This window comes from Pseudoalteromonas sp. MQS005 (assembly GCF_001661605.1).
GTDB lineage: Bacteria > Pseudomonadota > Gammaproteobacteria > Enterobacterales > Alteromonadaceae > Pseudoalteromonas > Pseudoalteromonas tetraodonis.
The window spans coordinates 48,336-62,718 of record NZ_LYRQ01000021.1 but is presented as its reverse complement, the minus strand read 5'-3'; the positions used below and the strand labels follow the sequence as shown (position 1 = coordinate 62,718).

General features: G+C 41.1%; 15 protein-coding genes. 5 read left to right on the top strand and 10 right to left on the bottom strand.

The annotated features are described in order from the left end of the window. The first annotated feature begins 210 nt into the window (after window positions 1-210). Window positions 211-2,034 carry a translational GTPase TypA gene (typA, locus tag A9479_RS09440; protein WP_013463797.1) on the top strand — a complete coding sequence of 608 codons (1,824 nt, stop codon included), beginning with the start codon at window positions 211-213 and terminating at the stop codon, window positions 2,032-2,034. 210 nt (window positions 2,035-2,244) lie between these two features. Then, window positions 2,245-2,562 (top strand): hypothetical protein, encoded by a 318-nt coding sequence (locus tag A9479_RS09435; RefSeq protein ID WP_016900062.1) that lies wholly within the window; start codon window positions 2,245-2,247, stop codon window positions 2,560-2,562. 159 nt (window positions 2,563-2,721) lie between these two features. Here the strand turns inward: A9479_RS09435 and A9479_RS09430 are convergent, their stop codons facing one another. The 4 genes from A9479_RS09430 to A9479_RS09415 all read right to left on the bottom strand — a co-directional run bounded on the left by A9479_RS09430 (window position 2,722) and on the right by A9479_RS09415 (window position 5,930). Continuing rightward, entirely contained in the window at window positions 2,722-3,453 is a 732-nt protein-coding gene (locus A9479_RS09430) for a CBM9 family sugar-binding protein (protein WP_058155437.1), read from the bottom strand. 79 nt (window positions 3,454-3,532) lie between these two features. Further along, window positions 3,533-3,958 (bottom strand): BLUF domain-containing protein, encoded by a 426-nt coding sequence (locus A9479_RS09425; protein WP_028835927.1) that lies wholly within the window; start codon window positions 3,956-3,958, stop codon window positions 3,533-3,535. A gap of 88 nt (window positions 3,959-4,046) precedes the next feature. Beyond that, window positions 4,047-5,138, bottom strand: coding sequence for an MBL fold metallo-hydrolase (locus tag A9479_RS09420; protein WP_013463801.1), 1,092 nt, complete (start codon window positions 5,136-5,138; stop codon window positions 4,047-4,049). Window positions 5,139-5,276: 138 nt separating this feature from the next. Beyond that, entirely contained in the window at window positions 5,277-5,930 is a 654-nt protein-coding gene (locus A9479_RS09415; protein ID WP_013463802.1) for a DUF2959 domain-containing protein, read from the bottom strand. An 86-nt stretch (window positions 5,931-6,016) separates the two neighbouring features. On the opposite strand from A9479_RS09415, the gene A9479_RS09410 reads away from it, so the two are divergent. Together A9479_RS09410 and dtd are read left to right on the top strand one after the other, a co-directional pair. After that, entirely contained in the window at window positions 6,017-6,898 is an 882-nt protein-coding gene (locus A9479_RS09410; protein WP_013463803.1) for a virulence factor BrkB family protein, read from the top strand. Beyond that, on the top strand, window positions 6,899-7,336 hold the full coding sequence (gene dtd, locus A9479_RS09405; RefSeq protein WP_033102725.1) for a D-aminoacyl-tRNA deacylase: 438 nt from the start codon (window positions 6,899-6,901) through the stop codon (window positions 7,334-7,336). Here dtd and A9479_RS09400 read toward each other — a convergent pair. Beyond that, complete coding sequence (locus A9479_RS09400) at window positions 7,333-8,079, bottom strand: spermidine synthase (RefSeq protein WP_058154007.1); 747 nt, start codon at window positions 8,077-8,079, stop codon at window positions 7,333-7,335. The genes dtd and A9479_RS09400 overlap by 4 nt on opposite strands. A gap of 122 nt (window positions 8,080-8,201) precedes the next feature. Here A9479_RS09400 and A9479_RS09395 point away from each other — a divergent pair, with 122 nt between their 5' ends. Further along, window positions 8,202-9,095, top strand: coding sequence for a bifunctional GNAT family N-acetyltransferase/hotdog fold thioesterase (locus tag A9479_RS09395; RefSeq protein WP_058154009.1), 894 nt, complete (start codon window positions 8,202-8,204; stop codon window positions 9,093-9,095). Window positions 9,096-9,148: 53 nt separating this feature from the next. Here the strand turns inward: A9479_RS09395 and A9479_RS09390 are convergent, their stop codons facing one another. The 5 genes from A9479_RS09390 to dapA form a co-directional block, all read right to left on the bottom strand. After that, the gene (locus A9479_RS09390; RefSeq protein ID WP_058154011.1) at window positions 9,149-10,180 is read right to left on the bottom strand and encodes a phospholipase A; all 1,032 of its coding nucleotides are present in this window, start codon (window positions 10,178-10,180) and stop codon (window positions 9,149-9,151) included. A 177-nt stretch (window positions 10,181-10,357) separates the two neighbouring features. Continuing rightward, window positions 10,358-11,479, bottom strand: a complete 1,122-nt coding sequence (locus tag A9479_RS09385) for a succinylglutamate desuccinylase/aspartoacylase family protein (protein ID WP_058154012.1) — start codon at window positions 11,477-11,479, stop codon at window positions 10,358-10,360. Between the two features lie 5 nt (window positions 11,480-11,484). Next, entirely contained in the window at window positions 11,485-12,690 is a 1,206-nt protein-coding gene (locus tag A9479_RS09380; protein WP_058154014.1) for a PLP-dependent decarboxylase, read from the bottom strand. Beyond that, window positions 12,690-13,430: a 2,3,4,5-tetrahydropyridine-2,6-dicarboxylate N-succinyltransferase gene (locus A9479_RS09375; protein ID WP_013463810.1), complete on the bottom strand. Its 741-nt coding sequence runs from the start codon at window positions 13,428-13,430 to the stop codon at window positions 12,690-12,692. Before A9479_RS09375 ends, A9479_RS09380 begins: the two co-directional genes overlap by 1 nt. 15 nt (window positions 13,431-13,445) lie before the next feature. Then, on the bottom strand, window positions 13,446-14,330 hold the full coding sequence (gene dapA / locus A9479_RS09370) for a 4-hydroxy-tetrahydrodipicolinate synthase (protein ID WP_064663279.1): 885 nt from the start codon (window positions 14,328-14,330) through the stop codon (window positions 13,446-13,448). Window positions 14,331-14,383 lie beyond the last annotated feature (53 nt).

The following is a 14,383-nucleotide window of genomic DNA, read 5'->3' as shown; positions in this document are numbered from 1 at the left end:
TAATTATCATAATTAATTATTTTAAAACAATGGGTTAATTATTTTATTGAGAAAGTTTGAAATTTTATTTTGGATAAACTTTCATCCATTCCATTTATAGGGGATAATATGCGCCCTTTTAAATCCTATGCTGGGACATCTCGTGAAAGCGCAGGTGAGAACGTATAGCCCCTGCAGGATCAATGAGATTCAATTTCTCTGAGTGAATATATGAGCATCGAAAAGTTAAGAAATATAGCAATTATCGCCCACGTTGACCACGGTAAAACAACACTGGTTGATAAACTACTTGAGCAATCAGGTACATTAGAAACACGCGGCGGTAATGAAGAGCGCGTGATGGATTCAAACGACATTGAAAAAGAACGTGGTATTACCATTTTAGCGAAAAACACCGCTATCTCATGGAATGATTACCATATCAATATCGTAGATACTCCTGGACACGCCGACTTCGGTGGTGAAGTTGAACGCGTACTTTCGATGGCTGACTCAGTATTACTACTTGTTGATGCTCAGGAAGGTCCAATGCCACAAACGCGTTTCGTAACGCAAAAGGCATTCGCGCAAGGCTTAAAGCCAATCGTTGTTATCAATAAAATTGATAAGCCAGGTGCTCGCCCTGATTGGGTTATGGATCAAATCTTTGATTTATTCGATAACCTAGGCGCAACTGATGAACAGTTAGACTTTAAAGTAATCTACGCATCAGCAATCAATGGTTGGGCTACATTAGATTTAGACGAAGCATCTGATAACATGGAACCTATGTTCAAGATGATCGTTGACGAAGTATCACCACCGGATGCAGATCCTGAAGGTGACTTCCAAATGCAGATCTCACAGCTTGATTACAACTCTTATAAAGGTGTAATTGGCATTGGTCGTATCAAACGCGGTTCAGTTGTACCTAACCAACAAGTTACGGTTATTAGCGCTGACGGGTCTAAACGTAACGGTAAAATTGGTTCAGTACAAAGCTACTTAGGTCTTGAGCGTATTGACACTGACAAAGCTTACGCTGGTAACATCGTAACGGTAACGGGTCTTGGCGAGCTTAAGATTTCAGATACGCTTTGTTGTCCTAACAACGTTGAAGCATTACCTCCACTAAGTGTTGATGAGCCAACAGTAACGATGACGTTCTCTGTAAATAACTCACCTTTCTGTGGTAAAGAAGGTAAGTTTGTAACATCACGTAATATCCGTGAGCGTTTAGACAAAGAGCTAGTACACAACGTTGCACTTCGCGTTGCAGACACTGATAACCCAGATAGCTTCCGTGTATCGGGTCGTGGTGAATTACACTTAGGTATCTTAATCGAGAACATGCGTCGTGAAGGTTACGAGTTAGCGGTATCTCGTCCAGAAGTTATCTTACGTACTGTTGATGGTGTGTTAGAAGAACCGTATGAAACACTAACAATTGACTGTCAAGAAGAGCATCAGGGTTCTATCATGGAACAAATTGGTCTTCGTAAAGGTGAGCTTACTGATATGGCCCCAGATGGTAAAGGCCGTATGCGTTTGGACTTTATGATCCCAAGCCGTGGTTTAATCGGTTTCCAAACTGAGTTCATGACGTTAACATCAGGTTCTGGTTTACTTTACCACACGTTCGATCACTACGGTCCGCACAAAGGTGGCGAGCTAGGTGTTCGTAAGAACGGTGTAATGATTGCAAATGCAACAGGTAAAGCACTAACTAACGCATTATTTAACTTACAAGAGCGCGGCCGTTTATTCATCGGTCACGGTGTTGAAGTATACGAAGGTATGGTTATCGGTATTCATAGCCGTGATAACGACCTTACAGTTAATGCGCTTAAAGGTAAGCAACTTACTAACGTTCGTGCATCTGGTACCGATGAAGCACAAACACTAACACCAGCTCTTAACTATTCACTTGAGCAAGCGCTTGAGTTTATTGCTGATGATGAGTTAGTAGAAGTTACACCTGAGAACATTCGTATTCGTAAACGTCATTTAACTGAAAATGAGCGTAAACGTGCGGGTCGTGCGCCAAAGTCATAATCTATTAATTTAGAATCATGATTTTAAAAGCCGCTGTATTGCAAAATACAGCGGCTTTTTTGTGGATAATAGTTAGCCAGAGAAGAGCGTAAGTCCACAGGTTAAAGCATCGCAGTTGGTTCGATACTGTTAAACAGTTTTTAATATTGAACCTAAAAGAGGTATTAAGTTATTATCAAAGCTATATTTACTATGTGCGTGTGAGCTAGTGTGAATACCGAAAATGAAATTATGGCAAAACTAGAGATAGAACATATTGCTGAACTGCAAAAATATAAAGATGAATTTGAAACGTTAGGAAAAAATGATTGGGGCTTGAAAGATCTCATATCAATTTTTTTACCCTTTATTTTGTTATCAATTGCTAATAGCTTCTATGATATTGAAACTGAAATATTTCAAATAATATGTTTTATTTTCCTTGCTTCAGCTGTGGTGCAGGGAATGATTAGGGAGCAGACCAAAAAAACAAATCGCAGAATTGATTTGCTTCTTAAAATTATTAATCATGAGCAAAAGGGTGGCTGAAATTAGCTTTATTAGGGCGCAGCGCTCTTTATATAAGGAAAAACGTGCTTGAGAATTAAATAATCTATATTGCAAAGTCTCTGTTTTTGTTAATAGGGTATTTTTGTTGGGTTTCGCTTAGCTCAACCCAACCTTCGTTATCAATTATTTAGTTAGTGATTACTTACTTTTCGGTAGCAAAGTGATTTTCCCAAATACATCTGCATCTATAAATCCACGGTTTCTGTCACCGTTCACTGGCTGTACTTCGTGTGAGCCCATAAAGTGTTCACGTACTTCGCTACCATCGTTATCGCAGTAGGCGAGCATAAAACCAATAACGTGTTTTTCAGTTAATTTAAGCGGAGTGTTTTGTGCGCCTTGTTGATAATCATTCGGGTAGAGTTTTATCGCCACTTCCCACGTGATGTTATAGGGCGCAGTGGTATTACGCTTCCAGTTACTAACTAAGTGGTCGGTATATAAATGCGCTTTTTTATCAGGGCCATAATCGGCTGCTTGGTTATCAAGACCAATGTGATAAGCAAACGCGGTATGATTAAACTGATGATTCCCACCCGATGCGTCACTATCTATAAACACTTCTAAGGCATCATCATCCCAGTATTTATCAGTTGGATTTGGGTGAGTATCAATCAGCACATCGTCACTAATATCTGCTTGTAAATACAAGTAGTTTTCATCCCATAGAAGACGGTAGCGGCCTTTAAAATCGGCATCTGATGAGGGAAGTGCGCCATCCATTAGGTGCGGCATAGGATGCCATGTGGCGCTATCCCATGTACTTTCAGAGACACCATCAATAATAATAGCTGTTGATGTATAACTAACTTCAATAGCCATAAGTGGTTGGGTGAAAAGTAAACTAAAAGCGAGTAGTGTTTTTTTCATTAATAAGCTCATCAATTAAAGATGATTTAGCTTGGCTTAAATAGCAATTAAAAACAATCTCATAGTTGTATTTATTATATTAACTTATTGCCCCAGTTATGCTTGTTTTTAATGCCAGCATTAATAAATGCGCGCTTTCACCCGACATTTTAAAAGGGTTAAAGTCAATGTTACCCGAGTATTTTAGATTAAGTAACTCGGTTAGCTGTGATTGCGGCACATAGCCCATTGACCATGTTTCAAACTCTCTTTCGGGAATTTGGATATAGTTGAGCATAATTACATTGTGGTGGCGTTTGTCATTTAATATTTGTTGATAGGTATTATTAACAGCGGTTCTGGAGCCTTCAAGGCATTGTAAAAAGTATTCATTACTAAAACATAACATGCCGGTGACATTTGTTTTTACATTGTAGGTTCGCGCACTTTGTAAAATATTTTCTATATCTTCAGGCCCAAAACCACTACTTATTTTACTGGCGTAAATGAGTCGCACAAGAAACATAAAACCCCCTGACTGTTTAGTTAATTAAAGATAGTTCAGTGAGGGGGTTATTACTAATTATGTAAACGCATTTTGTGTAAATGACTAATTAAAGCTGGATGCTTTCACCTTCATTTAAAATATACAGGGGTATCTTCGAGTTCATTTTTTTATGCATATGCAATAAGCGCAGTAGTGCTGAATGGCTGCTGTGATCGCCCATCTTCCAACTTGAGTTACCATAGCCCCACGGTATCATTACTTTACAGTTAAGCGCTTGTGCTGCGGTTAATGCATCCTCAGGAGTGGTATGTACATAACGGTACCAGTTGCCGTTCTCTTTATGGTAATAAGAGGCAATAGGCATTAAGCACACATCGATATCGCCATATTTTTGCTGTATATCGTTAAAGTGTTTTGAATAACCAGTGTCGCCTGCAAAAAATAAAGTGCTGCCACTTTGCTCAAGTAACCAGCCATTCCATAGGTCTTTATTGTTATCTTCATAAATAAAAGGCACTAAAACACGACTACTAAAATGATGCGCAGGTAGCGCATGAATGGTTAAATCATCAATTTTAGTTTTTGCATACCATGCCATTTCACTAATGTTAAAGCCACCTGTTGGAAAGTTATCAGCCATACCAAGGGGGGTTAGGTAGCGAGGCTGATTACCAATTTCTTCAATATCGGCTTTATTGAAATGATCGTAGTGAATGTGAGAATACATAACGGCGACTAAGTTTTTCAATTCATTGTCTGTGAGCCAGTCGCCAGGCTTGCGATAAAATCCTGAAGTAAGGCGAAAAGCTAAATCAATAGGCGAGTCAAATTGCTCTTTTACGGGATCAAACACAACTTGTTGGCCATTCGGGGTTTTGATCACAAAGCCTGCGTGTCCGAGCCAACGAATAGTAAAGCCCGCATTAACCTGCGGATTTTTTTGCTGACCTTGATATTGGCAGTTTTCAGCCTCTGTTTCACAAACTAAGTTATTGTTTTTTGGGTAGCAATCAGTTTCACAGCTAACAGGATAACTTTTTTTGCCTGGGTAGAGGTTGTGGTAGCGCCCAGCTTGCTCACCTTGTTGATGAAGTGGAATAACGGTATTAGGGCCAGCAATAACCTCAATATTATTCGCAGTGCTGCATGCAACGAGCACACTGGAGGCGATGATTAAGCTAAGCGTATGTATTTTCATAATTCATTTTTAGTTGTTATTTTTATCTTACTGAAAGTGTAACAAAAGCAGTTTGCTAAAAAAGGACAAAAAAGTAACAAAAAGTGTGTATAAAAAAGCCCGCTATTTTTAGCGGGCTCAGTTTAATAGGTTAAATATTTAGGATTTATTCATTTGCTCAATAAATTTATTTGAGTCTTCAATCGATTTGTTCATATCATTCATTAATAACTGAATATCGCGCTTTAAGTTAGTAAATTCACCTTTGATAGCCGCTACCGCTTGCGCATTTAAGTTATGCTTTAAGTACAATACGTTGTCTTTTAAAGATGATAATACCGGCTCCATTTTACTCTCGGCGCTGCGCATTGAGCGAAGTAACTGGTCGAATTGACGTTGTGTTGCTGCTAACTTTTTGCTGCTTTCACGCTTAAGTGAGGCACTTTTGTATTGCTCTAACTCATCATTCCACTCATCAAATAAAGCTTCTGCTACGTCTTCAACTTTATTAATGTTACTTGATACTTCGTTTGCCGCTTGAAGGCTTGACTCGTAATCGTCATTAAGTTGATTGTAAGCATCTTGCAATTCACCGCCATCAAAATTAATGAGTGTAGTTAAACGCTCAAGTGCTGATTGAAATTCTTGTTGAGACTCTTGTTGTGAGTCTTTTGTTTCTTCTACGCGGTCAATCAAAATATCACGCTTATGAACACCTACTTTTTCCATTGCCGAATAATAAGCAGACTGACAACCAGAGAGCATCAGCATTAACGCAAGTATGGTTGTCCCTAAAAATGTTTGTTTTTTCATCTGAATTCCTATTTACGAGTGTTAATGCTGTAAATTATGGCCTTGATTGTTATTATAATCAAAAGCTCACCAACAAAGTTAATTGTATGAATGATAAGCTCTCCCATTATAAACAGCAAGTTAAGGCGTTTTTAAAACTGCAACCAGGCTGGTGGATGCAATATTTTAATCGCTGTATTGACGATCAAATAACCATTAATGCAGGGTATTTAGCGTACGTTACTTTACTTTCGTTAGTCCCACTTATTGCTGTAGGTGTGGCAATATTTTCTGCTTTTCCAGGATTTGAGTCGACTCGTTTAGCCATTGAGAGCTTTTTGTTTACTAACTTTGTGCCGACCTCTTCTGGTGTTATTAAAGAGCATATTAGCTCGTTTGCTAGTAATGCCAATCAAATGACGGCAGTAGGTATTGGCTTTTTAGCAGCCATTGCCTTGCTACTTATTCGTAATGTAGATGCCACGCTAAACCGTATTTGGCGAGTAAAGAAAAAACGCCCGATGATGATATCGTTTGCCGTATATTGGATGGTACTCAGCTTAGGGCCCGTATTACTGGGCGCCAGTATCGGTGTCACCTCATATATTGTGTCGTTGGTATCGTTTGCCGATCAAGGGATCCCAGGGTTTAGTGGTTTCTTGTTAAAGCTACTACCGTACGCTATCTCTATGGCCGGTTTTATTATGCTTTACACCTTAGTGCCCAATACTCGTGTTTCGTTTAAGGCGGCCGTTCCCGGTGCGCTATTTGCTGCCATGTTATTTGAGCTAACCAAAAAAGGCTTTGCTTTGTACATTAGCCATTTTCCATCATACGAAGTGATTTATGGTGCGGTAGCAACCATTCCTATTTTGTTTGTATGGGTTTACTTGTCGTGGGTCGTGGTGCTACTAGGCGCTGAATTCACCGTGTGTATTAACATGCAGCATTACAATAAAAAAGATCAACAAGCAGAGGATACAGAGTAAATGCAGGGATTAATTCAACGAGTAACACATGCTAATGTGGTGATAGACCAACAGCTTGTCGGTGAAATTAAACAAGGCATTGTATTATTGCTGGGGGTGGAAAAAGAAGATGATGAAAGCAGCGCTGATAAACTATTACACAAAGTCACCAATTACCGTATTTTTAATGACGAAAACGATAAAATGAATCTCAGCCTTAAAGACATACAAGGCGAACTGTTAGTCGTATCGCAATTTACGCTCGCAGCCAATACAAAAAAAGGCATGCGGCCTAGCTTTTCATCGGCAGCTACACCAGACCAAGCGCAAGCGCTATATAATTACTTTGTAGAGCAGGCTAAATTACTCGGTATTAAGGTCGCGACCGGTGAATTTGCAGCCGATATGCAGGTGAGTTTATGTAACGATGGGCCGGTTACCTTTAATTTAACCGCTTAACGTGCTTTTTTTACAATCACAATATGATTAACAAAGCCGGTAATTTTTTGAATACTAATAGCCTTCCCAAATACAGTCAGTAGTACATGTTGTAACTGAGTGAGTTGTGATGAGTGCTGCGATAAAAAGTTAATAAATAAGATGCCCTGTTGATCAAGTGCATCATAAATTGTTTGATAAAAGCATGAATCAAATAAAAATCGCGGGGCGTCTAATTCACTAAATAAATCTAAAATGACCCAGTCCATATGCTCTGCTGATTTTAAAATTGTTTGCGCATCCTCGCAATGAATCTGTTGTTGTTCACTGGGGGCAAAAAATTGTTGATAACAGTCAATAATATGGGGGCTTTTCTCTACTGAAGTAACCTGCACTTGAGGATACTGTTCTAATAAGTAATTACGAATGGCACCGCCACCTAACCCCAGTTCGAGTACTTTTTTAGGCGCAGGTAGCTGTTGCCAAGCCGTTGCTAAATAAGCAAGGTGTGGAAACAGTAATGCATGTGGTTTTGCTTTTAAAATAACAGACTGCAAGGTGTTATTAATGAGTAGCCAGCGAAGTTGTTGATACTCTCTTACTTGTATGTGCTCACCATGCTGATTATGCCAATAAAGTAACTGGCCTAGCGATGAACTATGCTCAATAAAATTTTGGCTGATCAGGCCACTACTGCAATGGATATATTTATTCATGCTATTGAGCATAAACCAGCAGAGGTAAATCGCAACGGCTTTTGTCATTAATTTTTTACAGCTGTTTTCTCAGCACCAAAGTCTTATTTGCAGTTTTATCCAGATCGAGTATGGTGTTTTTCACAAAATGCACAGCGTAATATTTTACATTTTTAATTTATGGAGTATGTATGTTTCAAGTGAGCACCCCACAAAGTAGTGAAGACTGGCAAGCCTATTACCAATTACGCTGGCAGGTTTTACGTGCCCCATGGGGCGAACCTCGGGGCTCTGAGCAAGACGATTTAGAGCAAGAGGCTGAGCATCGCTTCATTAAAAATAAAGCGGGTGAAGTATTGGGTGTGGCTCGTTTGCACTTTAATAATCAGCAACAAGCTCAAGTACGTTATATGGCGGTTGCAGAGGGTAACCGTAATCAACATATTGGTAGCCGTTTACTACATGAACTCGAAAAAATAGCGTGGAATCAAGATGCTGATGAATTAGTGTTGTTTGCTCGCGAACGTGCACTGGAATTTTATCAGCGCCATGGCTATGAAAATAAAGAAAAAGCACATTTGGCTTATGGTGATGTACAGCATTACAAAATGGTTAAGCTCAAACCGAGTGAGCCAGGTTGGTTTCGCCACCCTAATTGGACTCAAGTACTGCAAAACACATGGCGTGAATCAATCCCCATTAGTGATGCTATGGGAATAAAAGTAGAAAGTTACACAGATTGGCAATTTACTACTCGTGCAGATTTAAATGCTAACTTAAATTTACACAACACTATGTTTGCGGGCTCTATTTATAGCCTAGCTACGTTAACGGGTTGGGGTGCAACGTATTTAGCATTAAAAGAAGCAGGGCTTGAAGGGAATATCGTGTTAGCAGATGCCAACATTAAGTATTTAAAGCCACTTAATACCGACCCTAGAGGCTGTGTGAATATTCAAACCTGTAAAGGGAACTTAATGGAGTTACAAGAGGCGGGTAAGGCGAGCTATTTAGTACCAGTAACCATTTTTGATGGTGACCAAGTAGTTGCCCAGTTTGAAGGGCAGTTTGTGGTTAAAAAGTGATAAAATAAACGAAAAAGCCAAGCGAGTTGCTTGGCTTTTTTTATAAGCGTTTTTTACAGTAAATCTGTCAGTAATATACCCACACCAAAGCGTTCAATATCGGCGTTATAGTCTATTAAACTTTCACCATAACCATTAAAGTACTGCGCATAGCCGCGTACTCTTCCCCATAGAGGGAATGACCAATCAAGCTGAATTGCCCCGCGGTTATCTGAATTTAAATTATTACGGGTCATAAAACTAAATTCATGATCGTGAAAGCGATACGCGCCACCAAATTCAAAGTAACCCATGTATTTATAGATATCTGGGTTATCGTCACCTCGTGCATCTAACGGCGCAGGCTTTTTGTTTTCAGGAATGCGATACCAAGGTTTAAAGCTAAATACAAAGCCGTCTTTTTCCCAAATGAAATCGGCATAAATGCGATTCCAAGAACGCGAGTTTGGCTGACTACGACCATTAGATTGGTGCGAAATACCAATGGCTATTGCCATTTCATCGCCCCATAAAACGTTTTCAGGGTCTAAGTAATTAATCCAAAATACTTCTGGCTCGTAGTTGGTTTCACGAAAAGGAGAGGAAATATCGTCGTTATATACTTGCCAGTATGACTGCAAAGTAAAGCCAAAAAATATCGCCTGGTCTGAATCGGCAAACTCATCATATAAAGGCACTTTAATTGATAGCTGATATTTAGCTTCGAGGTTATCAAGTGGGTCGCCATCTTTTTTATCGGTTAACTCTGCAAATCCATCAAACGGGCGAGTGTTTGGGTTCGACATATAAGAAACCGGTAAAATATAATTACGTTTATGCGGGGTAATTACATTACGATTTTTTTTACCAACTGCTTCACGGGCTTGGCGTTTGTCGATAGCCGTTAGCTGCTTGTTTTCCTCAACAGCAGAGCATTTTTCGCGTAATTGATCGAGAGTTTGTTTACCGTCTCCACCGATCACTTCATTTAAAATACATTGCTTTACCAGCTCAAGTTCATTGTTTTGCTCGTTATTCGCTGTTTCTTCAGCAACAACGGTTGTGCTGAGTAATGTAGAAAGTAGTATCCAATGGCGCCAACTCATTATAATTCCTTTGTAAGTGAGGGAAGTCAGTATTTTGCTAATTATAGCGCCTTTTTAACACATAAACGGTGAATTTGTCCTGAACTTTAATACTTTAAAAAGAAAAGCGACCTAAGTCGCTTTTACTGTGTAACTAGTTATCTACTAGCTAACTCTCACGCAATGAGAAGGGGTGAGCTAAAGCTCAAAGACGTTGGTAAAAAATTTATACAGCTCGGTACCTTGATTCACACTCGCTGAGGCAAAATGCAATATCGCAATTGCATCGAGATCAAAGCTTAGAGTTTGCAGCGGTTGTTCGCTTAAATAGCGCTCCATTCGCAGTATTTTAGCAATGGGTTCTCCAGCTTTAACATGCCCGCCAAGAGGTGCGAGGTATTCGACCATGCCACCCATGGGGGCGTAATAAGCGATATAATCATTTAGTTGGCAGCCATATCTTGTCATCAATTTTGGCTTGTAGGGGGCATCAACAAATACTTGCTTATGATTTAAATAACTTAAAATACTATTGGCATCGTCTAGTGCCGCGCTTAAATCGATTTTTTCTTGGCTGCCAAGCTCTACCGTAAAGGCTTCAACTTGCACGTTAAATTCACGCCCTTGCTGAGCAAGTTGCTCACTAAGCTGCCACCATGGACAAAAGCTTGCTTCATCCATTGCGCCATCAAAGTCATTAGGAATAACCAGCACATGGGGAATATTAAAGTAACGCGCGCTATCGGTCGCATACTCAGGGCAATATAAGTGCTGACTAGAAATAGGGCCGGTGTGTAAATCTAAAACTATATCTGCTTGATGCGCCAATTTTTGTAAGTTTAGCGCAATCCGTTTCCCCGTTGTTAAACGATAATCAGGGCCGTTGAGTTGTTGCTCAACGTCATTAATTAACGCGGCTTTAAAGGCTGTTTTCAGAATTTTATCATCGGCATCGCTGAACTGCTGTGCAAACTGGGTCGCCAGTTTATTATTGCAGTGATACATGCGATTCCAATTAGTCCCCGTAATGGGATCGAATCGGCCAAGGGTAAATTCCCCCGACTTTTGATTACAGCCAATGGGGTTAGCGTAAGGAACTAAGGTAATATCACCTTTTAAATTAAGTGTTTTTAGTTGCTCAAGTAATTGGTAAATTACCGCGTTGCCTTGCACTTCTGCGCCATGCATATTTGCTTGTACATACACACTTGGGCCGGTGCCATCGCCTTTTAAACGATACACAGGAATAGTCAGTGGTAGTCCGTTTGCGACTTCGCCAACTACAATGTTTTCTTGGCTTATAGCTATGGTGTTATTCATCTTTTTTACCTCAAGTAGTGGCTTGCATCTTCTGCTTGTCGCACGCAACTCAATACGCCATTGTGTATAACATATTCACCGGCCAGCTCATGACATAAAAAGTACGGCATACTTTCGGTAAAACCGTAGGCACCGCATTGACTAAATACTAGCCAGTCTTGCTCATTTAAATCACTGGGTAATTGGTGCTCTCCTAAGCAATCAAGTGCAGTACATAAGGGGCCGTATAGGCTCATTGCTTGATTTGCTGCGTTTGAATCTCGTAATAAACGCGCAGGGAAATCTTGACTGGTGACCGCAGGGCGCAATAAATGATTAATGCCGCCGCTCATAATCACCTGTTGTTGGCCGTAATTTAGTTTGCGCTCAACAACAGGTGTGGCGTAGTGGCCGCATTCGCCTACAGCGTAGCGACCTAGTTCCATCCATAGCTCAGTAACCCCCGCATCGCATTTAATTTTTGCAAGCGCCTCTATGAGTGCATCCCAACTTAGAGTGGGCGTATCAAGCGTATAGGGAATACCTAAACCACCACCTAAATCCAGCACCTTGAGGTTAATATTTAAATCCTCAGCAAGTTGCCTTAACGGCGTAATCATTTGTGTCCACAGCTCAGCGAGTTTGTCGCTGCTAAGCATGTTGCCCCACTGAAAAATATGCAGACCGTCAAAATTAAGTGCACAGTAGTCACTGGTATTTAGCGCCTGCCACTCGTCGCACCCTAAGCCAAATGGAGTAAGACTATCGCCCCCTAGCGGGTTTTTATCACCCTCGGGCCAGCGTAATTGAACACGCAGCAAAACCTGCAACTGGCACTGCTGAGCAATCGCTTGTTCGTTGAGCCAACGTACCTGATTGAGACTTTCGGCCACAAAGGTACGTACGCCACGCGCAATAAAGTGCTTAATTTGTTTAGGGCTTTTTGCAGGCCCCGTGTTGAGCACGCGTTCACTGTTAACTCCTTGGGCAAGGACTTGCTCAAGCTCGCCTTTACTGGCGACATCAAAGTTAAAACCAGCGTTATTTAAGCGTTGGATCACGCTAGATAACGGGTTCGCTTTAACTGCATACCAGAGTTTTACCTCGGTTTGTGCTACTAAACGCGTTAAATGTGTGTTTAGTGAATCAAGATCATAAACAAAAAAGGGCGTATCAAGCTCAGTTGATAGCTTATCAATAGCGCTTTTAACGGGCGTGCTCAAAAAGGTCATTAACGTAAAACCTCTTCAAGCAATAATGACGCGTCACTTTGCTCGTCACGGTATTTAACAATTAACGCACACGACATGCTTAAGCCTTGCTCACGCGCCCAATCGTTTGACGCAGGGCGAGATCCAGGGATCACAATCGCGTATTCAGGGATTGCTTCGCCTTTATCAAGCTGGCGCTCATTTACGCAGTCATAAACAGGGATGGTTGCAGATAAGCGAACACCTGGGGCAAGTACCGCGCCTTTTTTAACTACCACGCCTTCAACAATCACACAGCCTGCACCAATGAATGCATCGTCTTCTATGACCACAGGGCTTGCGCCAATGGGCTCAAGTACTCCGCCTAATTGTACCGCTGCGCTTAAATGCACATTTTTACCTACTTGAGCACATGAGCCAACCAATGCGTGGCTATCTACCATAGTGCCCTCGTCAATAAATGCACCAATATTTACGTACGCAGGTGGCATAATAATAGTGCCTTTGGCAACATGTGCACCACGGCGCACACTTGAACCACCGGGTACCATGCGAACTCCTGCTGTGGCTTCAAAGCTTTGCGGCGCTAAGTTATGTTTATCAACAAAACCGCCAGCAAACTCGGTGTTTTGACCGTTTTTAAAGGCTTCTAAAATGCCTTGCTTTACTTCTACGTTAGCGTGCCATTGGCCGTTTTCGTCTTGTGTTGCTGCGCGAACCGCGCCCGTTTCTAAATTATTTAATAGTTCTAACCAGTTCATTATAAAAACCTGTATTTAATGCCAAGATAAAATGGTGTTGTTTGCCGATGAAATGTCATCTGTGTGTGTCAGCTCAAGGTGTGTTAAAGGTGGGCGTAAATACGGACTGCCAATACGCCCTTGTAAATGCATTAACACTTTGACTGGGATAGGGTTGGCTACTGAAAATAAGCTATTGATAGCGCTAGACCACTGGACAAAAAGATTAGGGTGTTGGCCGCTTAAACTGCGCTTTACAAACTCATGGGTTTGCACTGGCCATGCATTGGCTGCAACCGACACTAAACCTTTTGCACCTGCTTGGGCAAAATAAGGCATGAGGGCATCGTCACCACTAAAAATGGCTAGTTCAGGCGCTGCTTGTCGATAGGCTTCAAATTGAGAAATACAGCCACTGGCTTCTTTGAGTGCCCATAAATTTTTATGTTGTTTGAGGTTTTCAATGGTTGCAATGGGAATGCTAACCGCACTACGTCCTGGTACGTTATAAAGCATACAAGGATGAGAACTGGCATTGAGCAGGCTTTCAAACCAATGGGTTTGCCCCACTGCACCGGGTTTGGCGTACAAAGGCGAGCCAAGTAAAAAACCATGAATAGGCAGTTGGTTGCAGTAGTTAACCCATTCAAGCTGCTGCTTTAAGTTACTACCACCGACTGCGACCATAAGCGGGACGCTCGGCTGTAATTGGCAAACATGCTCTACGATGGCTTGCTGCTCTTTTAGGGTCAGGGCTAACCCTTCGCCAGTGCTACCTAGCAGTAAAATGCCATTGTTAGCGGCTTCTTGTTCGGCCACCAAGGTGTCTAAGGTTGCGTAATCAACTAGGCCATTTTGATCAAATGGGGTGATCAGCGCAGTCCATAAATGGAAATTGTTAATATTGAAGTTGTTGATCATCTCTCACGAACTTATAGGGCATTCGTCGAGTTATTGGCGGGTATTTAGGGTGC

Excerpts from the sequence above, each read along its gene's own strand:
- A9479_RS09390 (WP_058154011.1), bottom strand. The coding sequence starts at position 10,180 with ATGAGTTGGCGCCATTGGATACTACTTTCTACATTACTCAGCACAACC.
- A9479_RS09400 (WP_058154007.1), bottom strand. The coding sequence starts at position 8,079 with ATGACAAAAGCCGTTGCGATTTACCTCTGCTGGTTTATGCTCAATAGC.
- A9479_RS09395 (WP_058154009.1), top strand. The coding sequence starts at position 8,202 with ATGTTTCAAGTGAGCACCCCACAAAGTAGTGAAGACTGGCAAGCCTAT.
- typA (WP_013463797.1), top strand. The coding sequence starts at position 211 with ATGAGCATCGAAAAGTTAAGAAATATAGCAATTATCGCCCACGTTGAC.
- A9479_RS09385 (WP_058154012.1), bottom strand. The coding sequence starts at position 11,479 with ATGAATAACACCATAGCTATAAGCCAAGAAAACATTGTAGTTGGCGAA.
- dapA (WP_064663279.1), bottom strand. The coding sequence starts at position 14,330 with ATGATCAACAACTTCAATATTAACAATTTCCATTTATGGACTGCGCTG.
- A9479_RS09410 (WP_013463803.1), top strand. The coding sequence starts at position 6,017 with ATGAATGATAAGCTCTCCCATTATAAACAGCAAGTTAAGGCGTTTTTA.
- dtd (WP_033102725.1), top strand. The coding sequence starts at position 6,899 with ATGCAGGGATTAATTCAACGAGTAACACATGCTAATGTGGTGATAGAC.
- A9479_RS09380 (WP_058154014.1), bottom strand. The coding sequence starts at position 12,690 with ATGACCTTTTTGAGCACGCCCGTTAAAAGCGCTATTGATAAGCTATCA.
- A9479_RS09375 (WP_013463810.1), bottom strand. The coding sequence starts at position 13,430 with ATGAACTGGTTAGAACTATTAAATAATTTAGAAACGGGCGCGGTTCGC.
- A9479_RS09415 (WP_013463802.1), bottom strand. The coding sequence starts at position 5,930 with ATGAAAAAACAAACATTTTTAGGGACAACCATACTTGCGTTAATGCTG.
- A9479_RS09425 (WP_028835927.1), bottom strand. The coding sequence starts at position 3,958 with ATGTTTCTTGTGCGACTCATTTACGCCAGTAAAATAAGTAGTGGTTTT.
- A9479_RS09430 (WP_058155437.1), bottom strand. The coding sequence starts at position 3,453 with ATGAAAAAAACACTACTCGCTTTTAGTTTACTTTTCACCCAACCACTT.
- A9479_RS09420 (WP_013463801.1), bottom strand. The coding sequence starts at position 5,138 with ATGAAAATACATACGCTTAGCTTAATCATCGCCTCCAGTGTGCTCGTT.